The following is a 19,792-nucleotide window of genomic DNA, read 5'->3' as shown; positions in this document are numbered from 1 at the left end:
GAAGGTTTAAATAAATGTTATCAATAATGGAACGAGAGGAATTTACCCAATAAAAATAACTTCAATTATTATCCGTATGATTATTATCAATTAAGGATTAAACCCCCTTTTTTGATGGCAAGAAGGGGGTTTAATTGTATTGAGTTTTTAACTCAAAATGAGTGAATTAAGCAAGGCTGAAAGGTTCTGCTGCACCGTAGTTAACATTCCAACCGGAATCTCGCAGTGAAGCAATTGTAAATTGGCTGATGGGTCGAGGCTTGTTATTCTCATCTTCAGGAGTCATAATTTCAGCATCAAATGTTGTTTCTTCCCAATGAGAATAGTCAGATCCCTCCGATCCCGTACTCGTTTCAATAGGAATACCCAGTGGGTTATTACTTCCTGTTAATTCACCATAGGCAATACCCGCATAGGTATTAGGGTTATACTGTGTACCTTTTTGCTTATTGAAAAACTTGCCTGAATCCTGTAAGTCACGATATTCAGTAATACTGTTAAAGCCACGAAGTAATCCACCAACCAATCCTAAAACATGACCGAACTCGTGAATCATGACTCTTGGAATTGCCTGAGAATCACCCTTGAAAGAATTTTGCGCTAATGGATTTGTACTAATAGTGGCATTGCCAATTACAGGCATAAAATTGCCTTGCAAATCTTTTTTGATTTCTATTCCCTCACTAAAACTACTCTGTTGGTCATTAACTTTTTTACCATACGTAGCCGAGGCGAGGGTAAATCCATTTGTATCTCCTGGCAAATTGCTCCCATAAATATCAATACTCAAAGTATGAGATTCATCGAAACTGCTGTAAGGAATAATTCGTTCCCAGGTTCGGGCTGCTTGTTCTAAGCCTGTGCGAAACTCTGGGGAAAGTCCTGCCGTTCCGTCCTTATAATTGAATTCAATATTAAAAGCCAAGGGATCAGTTGCAGCCGGGTTAAATGTGGTATTAACGGTATAATTTGTTGCTTGTTTATCCACACTATCCACTTCTAAATAATAGGTTCCGGGTTGCAGAAAAGCACGAATAGATTCATCATTAGAATTGCGTTCAGGGAGCCAGCCTAAAACCTCAATTTCCTCATCATCAATAAACCCATTATTGTTGCGATCTTCTACGGAATTAATTTGTTGATCATTGTTAAAATCCCCAATCAATCGCACATCTACATCAGCCGTTAATCCTGACAGGTTGGCATTAAACACGCCCGATTCATTAACCGTAAATTTAACAAAGTTATCAGGTTTATCTCCATTGAGATTACCATTAGTTGAGAACACAGGAGAGTTTTCTTCAATAGCAGTTTTTAGGGTACTTCCTGGGTCTGGGGGAGGTAATTGTTCTTGGGCTAAGAGACTTAACTGATAATTAGTATCTCCGTCTTTTTGTAGGACATGAACAAAATAAGTCCCTGGGTTTAAACCTTCGGTGATCGTTTCAGACTGAGTATCAGCATTCGCTGAAGATTTAATCAGTTGTCCTTGATCATCTAATAGTTCAACATCCGCATTAGCAGTAAGTTGATCAAGTTTTAATTGAAAATCAGCGTTCTTGTCCAGGATAAACTTATAGTAATCCTTTTGATCAACATTACCCACAAAATCATTGAAAATTTGTTCGGTTGTTAATATGGCTAAATCTTTCGCTTCTGCCAGGGTATTTCCGGCACCATCAGGAGGAATAACCGCCACAGGATTAGCTGATATAATCAGATCATAATCGGTATCTCCATTGAATGAAGAAACCTGTAAATAATAGTCTCCGGCTTCTAAACCGGAAGATTTAATGGTTTCTGAATCATTCCCAGGATTAAGCGAAAAATCTATAACGTTACCTGTGGAATCAATTAACTGAATGTCGGCATCACTACTGAGGTTTTCTAAGGACAAGTTAAAGTCGCTAATTGCATTGATACTGAATTTATAGTAATCATTGGAATCCGAACTACCCACAAAATCTTTGAAAGTTTTTTCTGCTTGTAAAACCCCAATATTTAGAGCAGTTTCTTGGGTATTGCCAGCCCCATCTGTTCGAGGGGTAAAGCCGGTTGCGGTTAAGGTGAGATCGTAGTTAGTTTCCCCTTCATATTGAGCTACTCCTACAAAATAAGTACCAGCCACTAATTGAGTAAAGTCGATTGTTTCTGGATCAACTCCAGCATTTGATGAACTGCGAATTACTTCAGAAGTATCTAAGCTTTCATCCCACAGATTATTGCCATTAACATCCTCAATTAAATATAAATCTGCATCAGCACTCAAACCTTGTAATTGCAGGTTTAAGTCTTTGGGCGCATCCAAAGTAAAGCGATAAAAATCGATGGGATTATTATTTCCAACCGTATGACTTTGGGTTTGCGTATCATTTAAAATTCCTAAGTCAATCGCATTACTGAAATTAAGGGTGAGTGCTTCTGTTCCAGTGACAGTTCCCCTGAAGTCTTCTTCGGTGAGGTTGGTACTCAGAACGTTATCAAGAATAGCAAGTTGTTCGCCTGTACTAGCAACTGTAATAATCGTTTGATTGTCATTCCCTGACTGAATAATAATTAGATCATTGAAGGTGAGATTATCGGGTAAAATTAGGGAATCAATGCCATCTTGATAATCTATAATGTGATCTGATCCTTCTCCATCTTGTCTTAACCCAAAGAAATCAGACCCCTCTCCGCCTGTAAGGATATCACTCCCTAGATCACCATATAAATGATCATTACCATTGCCACCAATTAGGACGTCATCAAATTTGCCGCCAAATAAAGAATCATCTCCATCTTCTCCATAAATTTCGTCATTGTCTAGATCGCCTCTTAGGTAATCATTATCAAAGCCACCTAGAATAAAATCATCGTTTTTACCGCCGTAGACTGTATCGAAACCCTGACCACAATCAATCAAATCATTATCTTGATTTCCGAAAATTACATCATCACCACCCAAAGCATTGACTGTGTCTAAACCTGACATTCCAAAAATATTGTCGGAATTTTCTGTGCCAAACAAAACTTCTGTAGATTCTGTTCCTAAAATATCCATATTCCCTCTGTCCAAATAAAATAGGGGTTATTAACTAATCCCTATAACTGTTGTCTAATCTGAATCAACAGTTTCTAGGAATTGGTTGAGATACTTACAACCCTAACTTGAATCGCAGGATTTGACAGTAAGAAAAGGTGATCAAAAGTGATCAAAATTTGTTAAATTAAATTAAATTAAATTAAATTTTATGAATGGGGGTAGAGTGGATAGATAGGGCGGGTTTATTAAGATTGGGGTGGTGTGATAGAGATAGGGCGGGTTTATTAAGATTGGGGTGATGTGATAGAGGTTGACTCGAACCCGCCCCTACAGTTGGGGGATTTAATCATAAGGGAAAGTGCGATCGCAGTACAGAAACCGGGTTTCTCAACAAATATTGATGGGATACAATTAACTTTAATTAGAAACCCGATTTCTTGAGATGAGAGCGATCGCCAGACTAATCTTCTGGGTCATCATCCGATAAAATATATTCATCCTCAAAAACCTCTGACCAAGAAAGGGAAGTCAAATGACATTTAACTTTCCTCATTTCCAGTTCAGCTTCTTTCAGGGAAGCTTGAAAACATTTATCCCAAATTGATTCAATAAAATCTCGATTTAAACTCGGAACGTCCTCTTGAATATCCTCGATTTCTCGACGGGCTGAGAAAATACTAATCGCCCAACTATTCGTGCGTTTTTGAGGTTGACATTTCCATTTAATAATATGAACCATTAACCGAATTAACTGACCTTTTAAGGCGCGTCTGTCATTTCTTCCCATTGCTTCAATTAGAGATTCTAAACCTTCTTTTGCTTCCATTACTTGATTCTCCTGTAAGAGTTGCTGGATCATTACAGCCATTTGATACTCTGATCCAGTCGCTAACCAGTCCCAATCTTGTTTAGTCAGCATTGCCATTTCCTTGAGATTAGCCATATTCACAAACTTATCATAACTAATATGCGATCGCGGCACAGAAACCGGGTTTCTCAATAGATCTTGATGGGATACAATTAACTTTAATTAGAAACCCGGTTTCTTGAGATTTTGCGATCGCCGGGCTAATCTTCTAACTTAGTATCAGCTAACCGTGCTTTATCTTTACTATTACTTGCTTTTTTCTTAGGGATATTTGTTTATCTGTATTAAGGTATAACCTAAACTTGTATGTCTCGAATCTTATCGAATTTTCAAAACCTCGCATATAATATAACACGATCTTGTTCATGTTATCGGGATTGACCCATATTGCATTAACTTGCCTAAGCGGAGGAAACAACATAACTGTTAATCGTTAACTGTTAACTGTGAACAAATTATCAGGAGATTTATGAAAATTGGCATTGCGAAAGAGAGTCAGGTAGATGAGCGGCGAGTTGCCCTCATCCCTGATGTGGTCGCCCGTTTAGTTAAACAGGGTGTGGAAGTTTGGGTAGAAGCCGGAGCCGGGGAACGGGCCTGTTTTTCCGATAGCACTTATGAACAGGTTGGGGCGAAAATTGTTGATCAGGGGACACTTTGGGGCGAAGTGGACGTCCTGCTGAAAGTGGGGGTATTAGAGGACTCAGAAGTGTCTCAACTGCGCTCTGGCGGGGTGTTAATCACCTTTTTAAACCCCTTGGGAAACCCTGAATTAATTCAGAAACTGGCGGCGCAGAACGTGACCGCCTTTAGTATGGAATTGATCCCCCGTACCAGTCGCGCCCAAAGCATGGATGCCTTATCCTCTCAAGCGAACCTGGCCGGATATAAGGCTGTATTAATTGCAGCAACGGCCTTACCGAAATATTTCCCCATGTTAACAACGGCCGCGGGAACCATTCGTCCCGCTAAAGTGTTAATTTTGGGGGCCGGGGTTGCTGGCTTACAAGCGATCGCCACGGCCCGACGTCTGGGTGCTATTGTCGAAGGGTTTGATATTCGTCCCGAAGTCAAAGAACAGGTACAAAGTTTAGGGGCCAAATTTGTTGATGTTTCCCTGGAGGAAGATACCGTTGCTGAGGGCGGTTATGCCAAGGAAATCTCCGAAAAAGCGAAAGAGCGCACCCGTGAAGTCCTAACGCAGCACGTCGCCGCCTCCGATGTGGTGGTGACAACGGCCCAAGTTCCAGGGAGAAAAGCCCCGGTATTAGTCACGGAGGAGATGGTCGCTCAAATGAAACCGGGTTCGGTGATTGTCGATCTCGCCGCCGAACAGGGGGGAAACTGTGAATGCAGCGAACCGGGAAAAGATGTGGTGAAACATGGCGTGACTATTATTGGGCCGATTAATTTACCGTCTTCGATGCCTATTCATGCTAGTGAAGTTTATGCGAAAAATCTTTCGGCTTTATTGGCATTAATGATTAATAAAGAGAAGCAACTAGACCTCAATTTTGCTGATGATATTCTTGATGGAGCTTGTGTAACTCATAACGGTGAAATTCGTTCTGAAAGAGTTAAACAAGCCTTAACTCAAAATCCTCAACAGTCCCCCGTCAACAGTTAACTGTCAATGGTTCTGAAATTATGACTACTGAAACCTTAATTTCCGCATTGTTTGTGTTTGTTTTAGCAACCTTTGCGGGGTTTGAAGTGATTACGAAAGTTCCGCCGACATTGCATACTCCCTTAATGTCTGGGGCAAATGCGATTTCAGGAATTTCCGTTTTAGGCGCGTTAATTATTGCGGGCGATCGCGATTGGAATGTCACCGTAATTCTGGGATTTATTGGAATTATTCTCGCCATGATTAACGTGGTTGGTGGCTTTTTAGTCACAGATAGAATGCTGGAAATGTTCAAGAAAAAAGAGGTTAAAGCCTAATGGATATTCGCTTAACAGGAATACAACTCAGCTATTTAGTAGCTGTCACCTTCTTTTTCTTTGGATTGAAAAAGTTAGGATCTCCAGCAACAGCTAGAAGTGGCAATTTATGGGCAGCCATTGGAATGTTAATTGCTGTTGTTGCCACAATGTTAGATCGGCAGGTTTTGAACTATGAACTGATCGTTATTGCCTTAATTATTGGTTCGGTCATCGGGGCAGTGATGGCTTATAAAATTCAAATGACAGAAATGCCCCAAATGGTAGGTTTACTCAACGGTTTGGGGGGTGCTGCTTCTTCAATGGTAGCGGTGGGAGAATTTTGGCGCTATTTAGCCCTAGCAGAAACTCCTCCTTTAGGTACAACAATTACCGCCATTTTAGGGGTATTAATTGGGGGGATAACCTTTACAGGTTCCATGATTGCCTTTGCAAAATTGCAGGGCATTATGAGTGGTTCTCCGATCTTATTTCCCCTGCAACAACAGTTTAATATTCTGCTGTTTGTTGCCTTTGGTGCGGGTAGTCTTTATATTTGCCTAACCCCTTTTAATGTATCGGTATTTTTAGGGTTAGTGTTCATTTCCCTAATTTTAGGCGTGTTATTCGTCATTCCTATCGGGGGTGGTGATATGCCTGTGGTGATTTCTCTGTTAAACTCCTTTTCCGGGTTAGCAGCCTCCGCCGCCGGGTTTGTGGTGATGAACAACCTGTTAATCATTGCTGGGGCGTTAGTTGGGGCGTCGGGGATTATCCTAACGGTGATTATGTGTAAGGCGATGAACCGTTCTTTAACTAACGTGCTATTTGCCGGATTTGGTACTGGAGAAGGAGGTTCTGGGGCTGCCACTGGTGCGGGTGCAACGGATCAAACGGTTCGCAGTATTGACACCGAGGAAGGGGCAATGATGTTAGGATATGCCCGTTCTGTGGTGATTGTACCTGGGTATGGCATGGCTGTAGCCCAGGCGCAGCATAGTGTTAAGGAGTTGGTGGATCAATTAGAAAGTAATGGGGTGGATGTCAAATATGCCATTCATCCGGTGGCGGGACGGATGCCGGGGCACATGAACGTGCTGTTAGCCGAGGCAAATGTTCCTTATCCTCAGTTATATGATATGGATGACATTAACCCGCAGTTTGATCAAACTGATGTGGCGTTAGTTATCGGAGCAAATGATGTGGTTAACCCGGCGGCGCGGGAAGATAAAAACAGCCCCATTTATGGGATGCCGATTTTAGATGTTGATAAAGCCAAACATACCATTNAAACAAGGAAGGGTTAAACAGATGTCATCAATACCCAGTGTTAAGCAAGAGTTATTAAATTTAATAGAACAGTTACCTGATCATAAAATTCCAGAAGTTGTGCAATTTGTCAATTTTTTAATCTATTGTCAAAATCAATCTTTTAGTTTAAATTTTGATCAGGAAAAAAAACCAGATCATGAAGTAGATCCGCTTGCGGAATTTATTGGGGCTGTTGATCAGGGTTCATTAGCTCAGAATATTGATGAAGAAATTTATGGATAATCAACTTTTTGTTGATACTTGGGGATGGTTAACGTTACATGATCAGAGGGAAGATCAGCATTTTAGGTATATTAGGTATCCCTGACCAAAATTTACTTATTATTCTATCCTTTCGCGTACCCATTTACGAAATGATCTCAACGCTGCACTCGTCCCCGTTGTCCGACTCATTTCTACAAACTGAGAAATTACTTCTATAACTGGAAAATTGGGAAAAATTGGGCTAGTTTGAGAGTTAATATATTCTCCATTTAGCAGAACATAAATTTGCAATTGATCATTTTCATAGCACCACAGTTCAGCAACACCGAGCGCTTGATAAGCACTTAACTGAGTTTTAGAAGTGACATCAACTTCAATGGCTAAATCTGGCGGTGGGTCAACCGTTAAATCTAAGCGTTTTTTTCCAATCATTGCTTGATAATTTTGAATATAAAAACAATTATCCGGTTCAACTCCAGCCGCCATTCCTTGACGTTTAAATGTTGTTGATCCAAAACATTCCCGTTCTATTTCTAGTTCTTCTAGTAGAATTTTTACCATATCTCCAATAATTTCTTTATTAAATTCATGTTCTGGTAAAGGCATTCTAATCTCCAAAATCCCTTGAAAATAAGCCACTCGTGCCCCCCGATGTTCGCCCAACTCCGCTAAAATCGCCTCAAAATCTTGCCAGCTTACATCCAAAAACAGTACACGCTGTCCTGGGGGAACGCTGAGTTGCTTGAATTGCAGTGTCACCATCACCATTACCCTTTTCTAAGAGTTACTTTTAGTTTAATACAATTCAAAATAAAAATTTTATCCTTGTTCCCTATTTTTTTAACGGGACATAACTAATAATGTCTTGATATTCATTTTCCACCGCAGCTAAAGCAATTAAAATTAAATCCTCAATAACTTGACCAAAATTTGCTTGTTTTCTTAAAACTAAAATTCCAGGAATGTGATCCCCATTGTTTAAATGATCAGCTAAATGGACAGGCATAGAACTGCGGTTATTAGTCACTAAAATAAATCCGAATTTTTCACACCAAGACAAAATTTCAGGATCAAGCGTTCCAATAGAGGGAGTATTCGGATCACCAATTCTTAAAACAACAAGATCAGAAACACGGTTTTTAAGCTGTTCTTGATAAACAGAAGACAGATTTTCATCAATTAGATATTTTATGGGCATTCTTGACTCACCTTAACCGCTTCCTGTTCAGCTTTTAACTTCAGCAATCTTTTGACAACAGTAGGGGGATTTTGATCATGTTCTGTTTCAGCTTGATTCGTAGCTGTTAACCAATTTTCTAAATAATCAGAAACCTGTTCTTGATTTCTAAAATAATAAAGAATAGTGGCATAAATTTGTTCTAATGTAACTGTTGTAAAATGCTTTTGGATTTCTTCAGGGGATTGATGATTATACAGATATTCATACAAAATCTGTTCAATGCTAATGCGTGTTCCTTTAATTCGGATATCATCAGAAGCAAGAACATAAAAATAATCGTGCAATTGAATTAATGATTGTATCATTTTCCTGAAAGTTTATAGTTGTTTAGGATGACCTGTTTTAGCTTGCAAGTGGGTGGTAATCATCATTATAACAATTTATTTAAAAAATAATTGCAGTGAAGCGATCGCTTAAACAAAAAAACAAGGAAGGGTTAAACAGATGTCATCAATACCCAGTGTTAAGCAAGAGTTATTAAATTTAATAGAACAGTTACCTGATCATTCTTTATCTAACAGGGGCAAGGTTTTCAGCCAAATAGTTTTCTAAAAAGGTTTGGGGAGAAATACCCTGTTTTTGAGCTTCGGCTTCGAGTTGGCGAATCATCCACAGGGGTAAATTGAGTTCTATTTTTTGTTTTTCTCGGTTGGGTCGTCTGGCAGTCGAGAAATCCATAAATTCGGTGAGGTCTTCACCTGCATCAAATTTTGCGTCAAATTCTTCGGCTTTCATACCATATAACCTCATTGGGACGGGAACGGCGGACGGAAATAATTCGGATATTTTCTGATCTGTAAGTAATAACGGCTGTNGGGGCGGGTTTTGTTAGATGGTTTGTGGGTATCAAATATCTGGGAGAACCCGCCCCTACGGAGATCAAATGTAGGGGCGGGTTCTGTAATAATTTATGATATTAACAGATAATTTTGATAAACCCGCCCCGTCTTAACCTCAGAAACCGGGTTTTCTCCTAATCTTTCGGTTTCTCACAAAGCTATCTACAAAAACCCGGTTTCTTGTGCTAGGTGGGGGTTCAGAAACCGGGTTTTTCTCCTAATCTTTCGGTTTCTAACAAAGATTTCTACAAAAACCCGGTTTCTAATTAAACCTGCCCTGTCTTAACTTATGTTATAATAATTAAAAAAGCTCTATTAAATAGCGAATATGAGTATAACGATTGAATTACCTCCAGAACTAGAGCAGAAACTAAGTACAGAAGCATCTCAACTAAATTTATCTTTGTCTGACTATATTTTACGGATTTTGTTGAGTGAAGAAATTGTTAATAATCTCCCAAAAACAGGAGCAGAATTAGTCAATTATTGGCAAAATCAGGGTGTGATTAATTCTTGTCCTGATATAACTGATAGCCAAGCACAAGCCCGTTATTTGCGTCATCAAGCTGAAACCAGAGTACAAGTTTAGGCATTATCTTATAAAGATGTATTTATTGGATACAGATATTTTAATTGATGTGCAACGGGGGTATCTTCCTGCAATAGCTTGGTTTTCCAGTTTGACAGAAATTCCTAGCATTCCCGGTTTTGTAATTATGGAGTTAATTCAAGGAACTGGCAATAGTCAACAACTCCGTAACGTTCTCAATTTGGTGGCTCCACTTCCGATAATCTGGCCTAACGAAACAGATTTCGCCCGTGCTTTATCAGATTTTACAGCCTACCATTTATCCCACAATTTAGGACTACTAGATGCTTTAATTGCAGCTTGTGCACTTGGACAGAATGCCATACTTTGCACTTTTAATGTTAAACATTATCAAGCTATATCTGGTCTTCAGATGATACAACCTTATTCACGATTTTGAGGTAGTAGTAGTAGGGCGGGTTTTGTTAGATGGTTTGTGGGTATCAAATATCTGGGAGAACCCGCCCCTACGGAGATCAAATGTAGGGGCGGGTTCTGTAATAATTTATGATATTAACAGATAATTTCGATAAACCCGCCCCGTCTTAACCTCAGAAACTCAGAAACCGGGTTTTTCTCCTAATCTTTCGGTTGCTAACAAAGCTATCTGCAAAAACCCGGTTTCTAATTGGGGGGTGAGACTACTTTTTTTGAAAGCGATCGCCTATAATATAAATATTTAATTCCCTAATTATATCACAGATGCGATGACTACAGTTATTCAAGCTCAACTGACTTTAGAGGAGTTCCTTAAACTTCCCGAAACTAAACCTGCTTCAGAATTTATTCAAGGAAAAATTACTCATAAACCGATGCCTCAAGGTGAACATAGCAGATTACAGGGTAAACTTTGTGCCGTCATTAACCAGATAACTGAACCCTCAAAAATAGCTTATGCTTTTCCAGAGTTACGCTGTACTTTTGGAGGATTATCTATTGTTCCAGATGTTAGCGTATTTCGATGGGAAAGAATTCCTTTATTACCATCGGGAAGAATTGTTAATCGATTTGAAATTCATCCTGACTGGTCAATTGAAATACTTTCTCCTGAACAAAGCCAAACTAAAATTTTAGGTAAATTATTGCATTGTTTAAGCAATGGGACTGAGTTGGGATGGTTAATTGACCCAGAAGCCGAAAGTATTTTAGCAGTATTTCCAGGTCAAAGAGTTGAATTATATCAAGGTGGAGCAAAATTACCTATTTTAGCAGGAATTGAGTTAGAATTAACAACGGAGATGGTTTTTAGCTGGTTAAATTTGAGTTAACTTGAAAGCAGCGATCGCTAACAAAGCAGAATTATGATTTAATAGAATATAGCTAAAATATTGATTTTTTGACTATGACTAACTCCCTGGAACTTCCCCCGTTAAATACAGATACCATCTGGGCCATTATCAATGAAGAAATTGATGATGCCATCGTTAATCAATTGGTTTGGTATTATCTGGGATATCAGTATAACCCTGAAACGAATCAATGGGATGGAACGAATGTTGACCCCCATTGGAAAGAAGAATATCCAGAGCCTCCTGATTTTATTGATAGTCGTCCTGCAACGGTAAAATTAACTCGCTCTATTCCCGCAGAAAATAAACAACTCCTTAAGGAAGCACTCGGTTTTAAAGGTTATAAAATAGGAGAGTTTAACCCTAGGGATACTCGACGAGCAACGATGGCTAATTGGTTATTATCTCAAATGAAAGAAATGAAATTGATTTAAAATCTAATTCAAAAATAGGGGAATTAATATGAAATCCTAAAATTGATACTACAGATAATTTTCTAAATCCCCTGTAGAGACGTTGTATGCAACGTCTCTACAGGGGACGGATGCGTAGCCAACATTTAAAGATTTCATATAATATAGCAAGTCTAAATCAGTTTTACATAAGATTTAACATTGTAAGGGCGGGATAACCCCGCCCCTACCTGGAACTGTAGGTATTTTTCAGGTTAATAATCTTGATCATTATGAGTACAATCATTTTAGACTTGCTATACTTCCCTGGGATTTGCTAAAATTATTAGATCAAAAATGAAATTATTAAAAATGTCAAAAATTATCAATTTATCTTTTATTTTAGCAGGAATCAATTTATTATTCTGTCTCCCGGCTTCTGCTCAACCCGCAATGAAAATAATCGGAAACTGTGAAACAGAATCCTGTGAAAACCTCTGGAAAATCCTACAGTCTAATTTTCCTGAAAAAACCCAGAGTTATCAACGGGACTGTTTACCTCCTCAACTTTTAGGGTTAGAAGTAGACTCTAATTCCGACCTATATAAAGTTGTTTATTTGAGTTGTTGGGAACCTAAAATAGAGAATGGAGAACGACTCGGACTACCATTAGGGGTTCTTCCTTTACCCGGTTATGAACAACAATTTGGGGTAAAAATTTCTAGCGATGATCCCAAAATTCAAGCTATTTTAAATCGAAATAGGGAACAAGTCGAACGGATGAGCTTTGAATGTGCAACTCATGGCGGTGATATTAATATTTTAGTTTCAGGAGATGAAAAAATCTCTTTACAATGTTATTTTCAAGCCGGAGCCAACTTAGTTGATTCAAATGGGGATGGTGTTCCCGACGGTATGTATACCAAAGGTACAGGAGTTGACTTTAGCGAAGAATTGAAAAATTAACCCCTAGGCTGGTATGCGTTACCCCTCAAGCATCCTAGGGTGATTTTGCAACCGGATAGGGAAAATACGGCTCTCCTCACTGCACATTTAGCCCAATAAGGGTACATTAGGTATAGTATCTAAACAAAAGTTTACATCTGGACATTAAAATCCATCATCACTCTCGCCAGAGGGATGACAACTCTATAAAAATCAAACGTCATAAGGGAGTGAACATAGAAAATGTTTGAATACTTCTCGGATAAAGCAATTAAGGCGGTGATGTTAGCTCAGGAAGAAGCCCGACGCCTGGGACATAACTTTGTTGGAACCGAACAACTGCTCGTCGGTTTAATGAGTGAAGGAACCAATATTGCAGCCAAAACGCTGACAAAGCAAGGGTTAGTCCTGCGCGAGGTGCAAAAAGAAGTTGAAGCCATTATTGGTCGTGGGTCAGGTTTTCTCCCGGTAGAAATTCCCTTTACCCCCAGGGCCAAACGCATCTTTGAAACGGCCATGAAAGAAGCCCGCCAAATGGGGAATAACTATATTGGCCCCGAACATATTTTATTAGGATTATTACAAGACAACGAAGGGGTGGCGGCAAAAGTCCTAGAAAATCTGGGCGTTGACCGTTCTCAACTGCGTACCGAAGTGATTAGAGCTTTAGGGGAAGATACCACAGTCGCCGCCGGAAGCAGCAATCGCCGAGGTTCTGCCAAAACTGCAACCTTAGACGAATTTGGTACTAACTTAACCCAACTGGCCGCCGAAGGCAAACTAGACCCGATGGTGGGTCGCCAAAAAGAAATTGAGCGTGTGATTCAAATTCTAGGACGTCGCACGAAAAATAACCCCGTGTTGGTAGGTGAACCCGGAGTCGGGAAAACCGCCATTGCGGAAGGGTTAGCTCAACGCATTGTCAATAACGATGTTCCCGATATGCTGGAAAATAAACAAGTGATTAGCTTGAGCATGGGAACCTTAATCGCCGGAACCCGGTTTCGAGGTGAATTTGAGGAACGACTCAAAACCATTGTTGAAGAAATTCGCACGGCGGGCAATATTATTTTAGTTATTGATGAAATTCATACTCTCGTCGGTGCAGGTGCAATTGAAGGTACAATGGATGCCTCTAATATGCTGAAACCCGCCCTAGCAAGGGGTGAATTGCAATGTTTGGGGGCGACAACCCTTGATGAATACCGCAAATATATTGAACGGGATGCGGCCTTAGAACGTCGGTTTCAACCCGTGATGGTCGGTGAACCCTCCGTTGAAGAAACCGTTGAAATTCTGTTTGGGTTGCGTCGTGCTTATGAACAACACCATCAGTTAACAATTTCTGATCAAGCTTTATACGCGGCGGCGACCTTATCAGATCGTTATATTAGCGATCGCTTTTTACCCGATAAAGCCATTGATTTAATTGATGAAGCGGGTTCACGAGTTCGGCTGATGAATTCCAAAGTTCCCCCAGAATTACGCGAATTAAAACGGGAATTAACGAAAGTTATTGCGGAAAAAGAAACGGCGGTAAAACTGCAAGATTTCGATAAAGCCAGTGAATTGCGCGATCGAGAATTGGAAATTAAGGATAAACTAGAAACCCCGGCGGAAAAACTGAGTTCTACCTCAACTTCTTTAGTTGTTACTGAAGAAGATATCGCCGATGTATTAGGAGCTTGGACAGGCATTCCGGTGACTAAATTAACCGAATCTGAATCGGTAAAATTATTGAGCTTGGAAGATACTTTACATCAACGATTGATTGGTCAAAATGAAGCGGTAAACGCCGTTTCTCGCGCCATTCGTCGCGCTCGTGTGGGGTTAAAAAATCCCAACCGACCCATTGCTAGTTTCATTTTTTCTGGCCCTACAGGAGTCGGAAAAACGGAATTAACTAAAGCCTTAGCCGCCTATTTCTTTGGGTCAGAAGCAGCGATGATTCGCTTAGATATGTCGGAATATATGGAACGCCATACGGTTTCTAAATTAATTGGTTCTCCTCCTGGATTTGTTGGCTATGAAGAAGGCGGACAATTAACAGAAGCAGTGCGTCGTCGTCCCTATACGGTGGTGTTATTTGATGAAATTGAAAAAGCTCACCCGGATGTCTTCAATTTGTTATTACAAATTTTAGAAGATGGACGCTTAACCGATGCTAAAGGTCGGGTTGTCAGTTTCAAAAATACCTTGATCGTCATGACTTCTAACGTCGGTTCTAAGGTGATTGAAAAAGGCGGTGGCGGTTTAGGTTTTGAATGGTCTGCTTCGGAAGAAGATCAACAATATAACCGCATTCGCAATTTAGTGAATGAGGAATTGAAACAATATTTCCGTCCTGAGTTTCTTAACCGTTTAGATGAAATTATTGTCTTCCGTCAATTGCAGAAATCTGAAATTAAGCAAATTGCAGATATTTTACTGCGAGAACTCTTAGCTCGGTTAACTGAACGGGAGATTACCTTAACGGTAAGTGAACGGTTCAAAGACCATTTAGTCAATGTGGGTTTTGATCCCAAGTATGGAGCAAGACCCTTACGTCGAGCACTAATGAATCTGTTAGAAGATGCTCTAGCAGAAGCGTTATTAGCGGGAACAATTAAAGATGGCGATCGCGCATTTGTTGATGTTGATCCTGAAGGTAAAGTCACAATTTTACCCGGAGATCAAGCCCTAAATTCAATCAATGAATACGCGATCACTCATTCTTAATAGAAATAGGCAAAACCCATCTTTCCTAGGATGGGCTTTGCCTATCTTTTAGAGCAGGTAAGATTAAAAAGTCTCCTCACCCAGCCATCCAAATTTCAATTTGACCTTGAGGAGCTTCTGTACCTTCTGTGCCAAATTTCTTAAGAACAAAGGGTTTATTCAATAGTTTTTCCGTCAATGTTTTAATGTGGGTAGCAGTGGGTAAATCTTGATCATAGAAATAACGAATTTCATTAGAATATTCTCCGGGAATTAATTTAACACTAGGAGCTAATAATGTTTCTTCTTGTTGATTTAAACTATTTTCTAAAGCTTTAGCAACCGATCTCAATTGTTCATTTTGAATATGAATATAGACAAAATGGAGATTATGTTCATTATTTAATTGAGACAGTTTATAAATCAAATCAGCATTGGGTTTAACTGGCTGTCCCGACATTAAAACCGGATGAATTTTTCTTAACATTTGATTATAAATGGGTTTGGCGCGTTCCGGTGCTTCCTGCTTTAAAATTTCATAGGCATAGACAAAAGTAGAATCATTATAATTAGCCATATTAATAATAATTCGTTCTGAAATATCCGTTACTAATTGTTTATTTTGGTCTTTTAAGGTATTATATAAAGCAGTTAAAGCAATATCTTGTTTAAGATTATTCTGGGCATTACTATCCGATAATTCATCAATCAAGGTTTCAACTAATTGAGCATTTGCGAGTTGATTTCTAAATTGATTTTGAACTTGATCAATCATCGCTCTTTGCTCTTGAATCATTAAATTCTGTTGCTGTTGATAACTATTAATCGCCATACCAATACCAGCAATTATCGCAGCAGAAATTAGATTAGCAATAACCGCAGCTTTATCCCAAATGTCTTTTTTATTGTCAGCCATATTATGATGTTTGAATAAAAAATAAGGGAACAGGGAACAGGGAACAGGGAACAGGGAACAGGGAATAGGGAACAGTAAGCAGTGAGTGAGTTTTCTGGATTTAGAAGTGTCCTAACTGTAATGCGTAGTGCTATAGTCTCACATTTTATTGTTGAGAGTAGCATCTGATGTGGCGGAATTCCCCTCGCTGTCATCTTTCTTCCCCCAGAAAGTTCCCTACTGAACCTGTGTTCAGGTCAGTAGTCGGTTGTTGACCTGATCAGTTCCACTAATATTAGGACAGAACGCGGTAATCGTGGTAAAGTCATGCTCAACAAACCCATTTTAATAAATTCCAAATCACTTGAATGCACATTGCTTGGCTTGGAAAAAAATCACCCTTCTGCGGTAACGTTACTTATTCTAGGGAAATTACCAACGCCCTGCTAGATCGGGGCCATCGAGTCAGTTTTCTCCACTTTGCCGCCTACAGTGCAACGGAGCGAAACTCGGAATGGGAACTGGAAAACGGTAAATGGAAAATTTTTACAGAGGATAACAATAGCAAGGTGACACCCTTTCCCATGACTCAAGAGGTGTCTTTACCCTGTCTCTATAAATCCCAAGTCTATACCATTCCCACCCTCAGTTCCAGCAAAGTCCTCACGCAGTCCTTACAACGGCTGAAACCGGATGTTGTTCATGCGTCCTTGACTCTTTCGCCTTTGGATTTCGTCTTACCCGAAATTTGTGCAGAACTGAATATCCCCTTGGTGGCGACCTTTCACACCCCCTTTGACTACAAATTCCGCAATCTCAAATCGGGGACACAACATTTAACCTATCAAATCTACGCGCCTTTTTTAGCAAACTATGACCGTGTAATTGTGTTTTCCCAAGTTCAACGGGAGATGTTAAACCGTCTGGGTGTGGCGAAACATCGGGTTGCGGTAATTCCGAATGGGGTAGATGTGGATAAATATTCTCCGGGGCCATCCTGTTTTAAGGAAGAATTGGGAGTTGAACGGGTTTTTGTCTATCAGGGACGTCTAGCAACGGAAAAAAACGTTGAGTCCCTGCTGAAAGCCTGGAAAAAGTCGGAAATGGGGTCAAATTGTCTATTAGTCATTGTCGGCGATGGGCCATTAGAAGCCTCTTTACAAGCCTCCTATGGGCCAGAAGATGGGATCATCTGGTTTGGGTTTGTCGGAGATGAAGACCGACGCATTGAAATTCTGCGGGGGTCGGATGTCTTTGTTTTACCGTCGAGAGTGGAAGGGTTATCGATCTCTTTATTAGAGGCGATGTCCTGTGGGACTGCTTGTGTGGCGACGGATGCGGGGGCTGATGGGGAGGTGATGGAAGGTGGCGCCGGAATTATTATAAAAACTGAAGGCGTTACTTCCCAACTGCGAACTCTATTACCTCTATTACGAGATCATCCTGAAATGATTCCGATTGTGGGTCAGAAAGCCCGTCAACGGGTTTTAGAACGCTATACCCTCAGCCAAAATATTACTCAATTAGAACATCTCTATCGAGATTTGTTACAAGAACGGCGTTTAGAATTGAGCCATGTTGTTTAATCCGTAGGGGCGGGGTTCTCCCGCCCTTACTTAGTTATAATGCCCTGAACGCTCATTTCGGGCTGAAAGCTAAAGTTATCTAAAGATAACTAAATACTTGTCTTTCTTAACCCGTTTTAACGGGTTTGAGCTTTTAGCCTGAAATTTATTTCAAGGCTTAAGGAGGGGCAATATCGGGCTTCTGATGGTTATGTTAGGCAATATGCGATCGCCCGCAATCAAAAACTAATCGCCACCTTGAATAAAACTTCTTGTAAGATATAATATTCTTTGTATCAACTAGGATTGTTCAGTGCAGGTTTATGACTAAAGTAGTTGGGCGGGTCAGTCGTTATACAAGCTTACGTTTAAAAACTGGTGAAGAAAAGTATTTTGGCTCTGTGTCTGTTACTACAACTCAGGAATATTCTTTCTACACAAATGGGATTTTATGCGATAAATTCTTGATAGAACCAGAAGTTTTTGTTATATTTGAGCTTGACCATCCACAGGATAAATCCGAGCCGGAAGCAATTAATATTGAGCTAGTAACCGATAGTGATTTAGAAACTTTATCAAAATGCGCTCAGAGCAACGAAAAAAGTGTCTGGGAACTCTTTTTTAATACATCTTTATATCGTGCCATCAGTAACGATGAAAAAAACGATGAAAAAAAAGATACCCTCATAAAACTGTGTTTCCTAAAATTGAAATTGCTTAATTTGTTATATAAGAGTGAGGCAAAGAAAAAGATTGATCTTCTAAAAAGTATTCCTGACATACTTTATTTAGAATCAACAGAGCTTTGCAAGGAGCTAGAGCAATTAGAAACAGAAGATTATTCAGAGCTCTATAATGATATTCCAATACGAGTTTATATTGAATCAAAAAGCCTTCGTAATAAACTCAAGGATTTAATGGCATCAAGGATATTAACGACAGAAGCTTATTGGAATATCTATGATCAGATTTATCAAGAGTGTACAGAAACAGAAAAAATAGAAGAAACAGAAGAAATAGTCGATGAAGTATCTATCTACATTAAGTATCGTCCTGAACAAGAACAAAATACCCTAATACACGAACTTCCTAATAATTTAAAGGGAGAACCAAAGATCTTTCAGTCATTTAAGCCAAAAGTTCAAGTGGATTTTATATGGGATAGTTTTAAAGCTAATTCAACAAGTGAGTGGGATCAACTATCAAATAAAGCGAAAATTTATAGTTTGTATCGAGCTTTTGAAGAAAAAGTATGTATTACGGATTTAATTAAAAAGATTTCTCAGGATGACGATGCGCTAATATCTTTTGCTGTCAAGTTGTTTTCTCATAAAAAAGAATCTTTTGAGGAAATACATAAATCTTTATTAACATTAATAATTAGGGCTTGCTGAATAAGTAACAGAAAAGGAAACGAATGATTAACTAGCGAATGAAGTTAGAAGGGTAAATCAGTTTTTTTGGAGGAAAGGAGTTAACCGATAAGTTGTGATAATCAATGACTCGAAAAAAGTAATTGACTAAAAAAATTGACACCAAAATCTGCCTAAGAATGGCAGAGAGATTCATGACTAAAAAAGTAATAGCAATTGCCGTTTCGGAAGTATGAGCTAGTTTATTCATAATCCGATTCAGGCTAAATCTTCTTTTCCCTTGCCCAAATTTGCCCTCAATTGAATTCCGAATCTTTTCATCTTCTAACGCCTGTTTCTTAGTAGCTTTACTAAGATTTGCTGGCGGTCTCCCTAATGGGGGGCCACTGATTCTAATTCCTCTGTCTTTACACCAAGCTCGGTTGTCTCTAGTCCGGTAAATTTTATCTACATGGACTGATTCTTCCCAGGGTATCCATTGGGCCATGATTACCCAGCGATTCTCTTCTGAGAGTTTTCCCTCAAATGGCAGTTTGAACTCCTCTGCTGGTGTCCTTGGTTGTTCGTCTTTACGGTACATTTTCCCCGACTCCTGCAAGGTTTTTGCGCTATTTTA

Annotated in this window: 18 protein-coding genes and 2 pseudogenes; 12 read left to right on the top strand and 8 right to left on the bottom strand. The window is 39.5% G+C overall.

Annotated features, from left to right (window positions below; genetic code table 11):
* Positions 1-166: 166 nt before the first annotated feature.
* Positions 167-3,043: a pre-peptidase C-terminal domain-containing protein gene (locus tag PL8927_RS14370; protein WP_083622698.1), complete on the bottom strand. Its 2,877-nt coding sequence runs from the start codon at positions 3,041-3,043 to the stop codon at positions 167-169.
* Positions 3,044-3,485: 442 nt separating this feature from the next.
* Positions 3,486-3,968 (bottom strand): DUF29 domain-containing protein, encoded by a 483-nt coding sequence (locus PL8927_RS14365; RefSeq protein WP_231506013.1) that lies wholly within the window; start codon positions 3,966-3,968, stop codon positions 3,486-3,488.
* A gap of 394 nt (positions 3,969-4,362) precedes the next feature.
* Between PL8927_RS14365 and PL8927_RS14360 the strand changes: the two genes are divergently transcribed.
* The 4 genes and pseudogenes from PL8927_RS14360 (at position 4,363) to PL8927_RS14345 (ending at position 7,370) form a co-directional block, all read left to right on the top strand.
* The gene (locus tag PL8927_RS14360) at positions 4,363-5,520 is read left to right on the top strand and encodes a Re/Si-specific NAD(P)(+) transhydrogenase subunit alpha (RefSeq protein WP_083622695.1); all 1,158 of its coding nucleotides are present in this window, start codon (positions 4,363-4,365) and stop codon (positions 5,518-5,520) included.
* A 20-nt stretch (positions 5,521-5,540) separates the two neighbouring features.
* A complete protein-coding gene (locus tag PL8927_RS14355; RefSeq protein WP_079677602.1) occupies positions 5,541-5,837 on the top strand; it encodes an NAD(P) transhydrogenase subunit alpha in 297 nt (98 codons plus the stop codon).
* A pseudogene (locus PL8927_RS14350) lies at positions 5,837-7,120 on the top strand (NAD(P)(+) transhydrogenase (Re/Si-specific) subunit beta); the annotation flags it as partial. The gene PL8927_RS14355 and the pseudogene PL8927_RS14350, both read left to right, overlap by 1 nt.
* Before the next feature lie 7 nt (positions 7,121-7,127).
* Entirely contained in the window at positions 7,128-7,370 is a 243-nt protein-coding gene (locus PL8927_RS14345) for a hypothetical protein (RefSeq protein ID WP_083622691.1), read from the top strand.
* A 99-nt stretch (positions 7,371-7,469) separates the two neighbouring features.
* On the opposite strand, the gene PL8927_RS14340 is transcribed toward PL8927_RS14345, so the two are convergent.
* The 4 genes from PL8927_RS14340 to brnA all read right to left on the bottom strand — a co-directional run bounded on the left by PL8927_RS14340 (position 7,470) and on the right by brnA (position 9,327).
* Complete coding sequence (locus PL8927_RS14340; protein WP_083622792.1) at positions 7,470-8,114, bottom strand: Uma2 family endonuclease; 645 nt, start codon at positions 8,112-8,114, stop codon at positions 7,470-7,472.
* Between the two features lie 70 nt (positions 8,115-8,184).
* Complete coding sequence (locus PL8927_RS14335) at positions 8,185-8,550, bottom strand: DUF5615 family PIN-like protein (RefSeq protein WP_083622690.1); 366 nt, start codon at positions 8,548-8,550, stop codon at positions 8,185-8,187.
* Complete coding sequence (locus tag PL8927_RS14330; RefSeq protein ID WP_331281825.1) at positions 8,541-8,897, bottom strand: DUF433 domain-containing protein; 357 nt, start codon at positions 8,895-8,897, stop codon at positions 8,541-8,543. Before PL8927_RS14330 ends, PL8927_RS14335 begins: the two co-directional genes overlap by 10 nt.
* 205 nt (positions 8,898-9,102) lie before the next feature.
* On the bottom strand, positions 9,103-9,327 hold the full coding sequence (gene brnA, locus PL8927_RS14325; protein WP_083622688.1) for a type II toxin-antitoxin system BrnA family antitoxin: 225 nt from the start codon (positions 9,325-9,327) through the stop codon (positions 9,103-9,105).
* A 432-nt stretch (positions 9,328-9,759) separates the two neighbouring features.
* On the opposite strand from brnA, the gene PL8927_RS14320 reads away from it, so the two are divergent.
* The 6 genes from PL8927_RS14320 (at position 9,760) to PL8927_RS14295 (ending at position 15,364) form a co-directional block, all read left to right on the top strand.
* Positions 9,760-10,020, top strand: a complete 261-nt coding sequence (locus PL8927_RS14320; protein WP_083622685.1) for a hypothetical protein — start codon at positions 9,760-9,762, stop codon at positions 10,018-10,020.
* Between the two features lie 16 nt (positions 10,021-10,036).
* Positions 10,037-10,420 (top strand): PIN domain-containing protein, encoded by a 384-nt coding sequence (locus PL8927_RS14315; protein WP_083622682.1) that lies wholly within the window; start codon positions 10,037-10,039, stop codon positions 10,418-10,420.
* Between the two features lie 307 nt (positions 10,421-10,727).
* Complete coding sequence (locus tag PL8927_RS14310; RefSeq protein ID WP_083622680.1) at positions 10,728-11,288, top strand: Uma2 family endonuclease; 561 nt, start codon at positions 10,728-10,730, stop codon at positions 11,286-11,288.
* A 74-nt stretch (positions 11,289-11,362) separates the two neighbouring features.
* Entirely contained in the window at positions 11,363-11,743 is a 381-nt protein-coding gene (locus tag PL8927_RS14305) for a DUF1823 family protein (protein WP_083622677.1), read from the top strand.
* A gap of 315 nt (positions 11,744-12,058) precedes the next feature.
* Complete coding sequence (locus PL8927_RS14300; protein ID WP_083622675.1) at positions 12,059-12,667, top strand: hypothetical protein; 609 nt, start codon at positions 12,059-12,061, stop codon at positions 12,665-12,667.
* A gap of 222 nt (positions 12,668-12,889) precedes the next feature.
* Positions 12,890-15,364 (top strand): ATP-dependent Clp protease ATP-binding subunit, encoded by a 2,475-nt coding sequence (locus PL8927_RS14295; RefSeq protein ID WP_083622673.1) that lies wholly within the window; start codon positions 12,890-12,892, stop codon positions 15,362-15,364.
* A gap of 76 nt (positions 15,365-15,440) precedes the next feature.
* Here PL8927_RS14295 and PL8927_RS14290 read toward each other — a convergent pair whose 3' ends face one another.
* On the bottom strand, positions 15,441-16,259 hold the full coding sequence (locus PL8927_RS14290) for a hypothetical protein (RefSeq protein ID WP_083622671.1): 819 nt from the start codon (positions 16,257-16,259) through the stop codon (positions 15,441-15,443).
* 347 nt (positions 16,260-16,606) lie between these two features.
* Between PL8927_RS14290 and PL8927_RS14285 the strand changes: the two genes are divergently transcribed.
* Together PL8927_RS14285 and PL8927_RS14280 are read left to right on the top strand one after the other, a co-directional pair.
* The gene (locus tag PL8927_RS14285) at positions 16,607-17,824 is read left to right on the top strand and encodes a glycosyltransferase family 4 protein (protein WP_083622669.1); all 1,218 of its coding nucleotides are present in this window, start codon (positions 16,607-16,609) and stop codon (positions 17,822-17,824) included.
* Between the two features lie 302 nt (positions 17,825-18,126).
* Positions 18,127-19,197: a hypothetical protein gene (locus PL8927_RS14280; protein ID WP_083622666.1), complete on the top strand. Its 1,071-nt coding sequence runs from the start codon at positions 18,127-18,129 to the stop codon at positions 19,195-19,197.
* Positions 19,198-19,228: 31 nt separating this feature from the next.
* Here the strand turns inward: PL8927_RS14280 and PL8927_RS14275 are convergent.
* Positions 19,229-19,645, bottom strand: a pseudogene (locus PL8927_RS14275) (transposase); the annotation flags it as partial.
* Positions 19,646-19,792 lie beyond the last annotated feature (147 nt).

This window comes from Planktothrix serta PCC 8927, from assembly GCF_900010725.2.
GTDB classification, from domain to species: domain Bacteria; phylum Cyanobacteriota; class Cyanobacteriia; order Cyanobacteriales; family Microcoleaceae; genus Planktothrix; species Planktothrix serta.
This window is presented reverse-complemented; position numbering and strand designations above follow the sequence as displayed.

What these genes read in the sequence shown, in the direction of transcription:
- PL8927_RS14300 (WP_083622675.1), top strand. Translation starts at nt 12,059, where the DNA reads ATGAAATTATTAAAAATGTCAAAAATTATCAATTTATCTTTTATTTTA.
- PL8927_RS14305 (WP_083622677.1), top strand. Translation starts at nt 11,363, where the DNA reads ATGACTAACTCCCTGGAACTTCCCCCGTTAAATACAGATACCATCTGG.
- PL8927_RS14370 (WP_083622698.1), bottom strand. Translation starts at nt 3,043, where the DNA reads ATGGATATTTTAGGAACAGAATCTACAGAAGTTTTGTTTGGCACAGAA.
- PL8927_RS14310 (WP_083622680.1), top strand. Translation starts at nt 10,728, where the DNA reads ATGACTACAGTTATTCAAGCTCAACTGACTTTAGAGGAGTTCCTTAAA.
- PL8927_RS14335 (WP_083622690.1), bottom strand. Translation starts at nt 8,550, where the DNA reads ATGCCCATAAAATATCTAATTGATGAAAATCTGTCTTCTGTTTATCAA.
- PL8927_RS14295 (WP_083622673.1), top strand. Translation starts at nt 12,890, where the DNA reads ATGTTTGAATACTTCTCGGATAAAGCAATTAAGGCGGTGATGTTAGCT.
- PL8927_RS14340 (WP_083622792.1), bottom strand. Translation starts at nt 8,114, where the DNA reads ATGGTGACACTGCAATTCAAGCAACTCAGCGTTCCCCCAGGACAGCGT.
- PL8927_RS14365 (WP_231506013.1), bottom strand. Translation starts at nt 3,968, where the DNA reads ATGGCTAATCTCAAGGAAATGGCAATGCTGACTAAACAAGATTGGGAC.
- PL8927_RS14290 (WP_083622671.1), bottom strand. Translation starts at nt 16,259, where the DNA reads ATGGCTGACAATAAAAAAGACATTTGGGATAAAGCTGCGGTTATTGCT.
- PL8927_RS14355 (WP_079677602.1), top strand. Translation starts at nt 5,541, where the DNA reads ATGACTACTGAAACCTTAATTTCCGCATTGTTTGTGTTTGTTTTAGCA.
- PL8927_RS14320 (WP_083622685.1), top strand. Translation starts at nt 9,760, where the DNA reads ATGAGTATAACGATTGAATTACCTCCAGAACTAGAGCAGAAACTAAGT.
- PL8927_RS14360 (WP_083622695.1), top strand. Translation starts at nt 4,363, where the DNA reads ATGAAAATTGGCATTGCGAAAGAGAGTCAGGTAGATGAGCGGCGAGTT.
- PL8927_RS14280 (WP_083622666.1), top strand. Translation starts at nt 18,127, where the DNA reads ATGACTAAAGTAGTTGGGCGGGTCAGTCGTTATACAAGCTTACGTTTA.
- PL8927_RS14345 (WP_083622691.1), top strand. Translation starts at nt 7,128, where the DNA reads ATGTCATCAATACCCAGTGTTAAGCAAGAGTTATTAAATTTAATAGAA.
- PL8927_RS14315 (WP_083622682.1), top strand. Translation starts at nt 10,037, where the DNA reads ATGTATTTATTGGATACAGATATTTTAATTGATGTGCAACGGGGGTAT.
- brnA (WP_083622688.1), bottom strand. Translation starts at nt 9,327, where the DNA reads ATGAAAGCCGAAGAATTTGACGCAAAATTTGATGCAGGTGAAGACCTC.
- PL8927_RS14330 (WP_331281825.1), bottom strand. Translation starts at nt 8,897, where the DNA reads ATGATACAATCATTAATTCAATTGCACGATTATTTTTATGTTCTTGCT.
- PL8927_RS14285 (WP_083622669.1), top strand. Translation starts at nt 16,607, where the DNA reads ATGCACATTGCTTGGCTTGGAAAAAAATCACCCTTCTGCGGTAACGTT.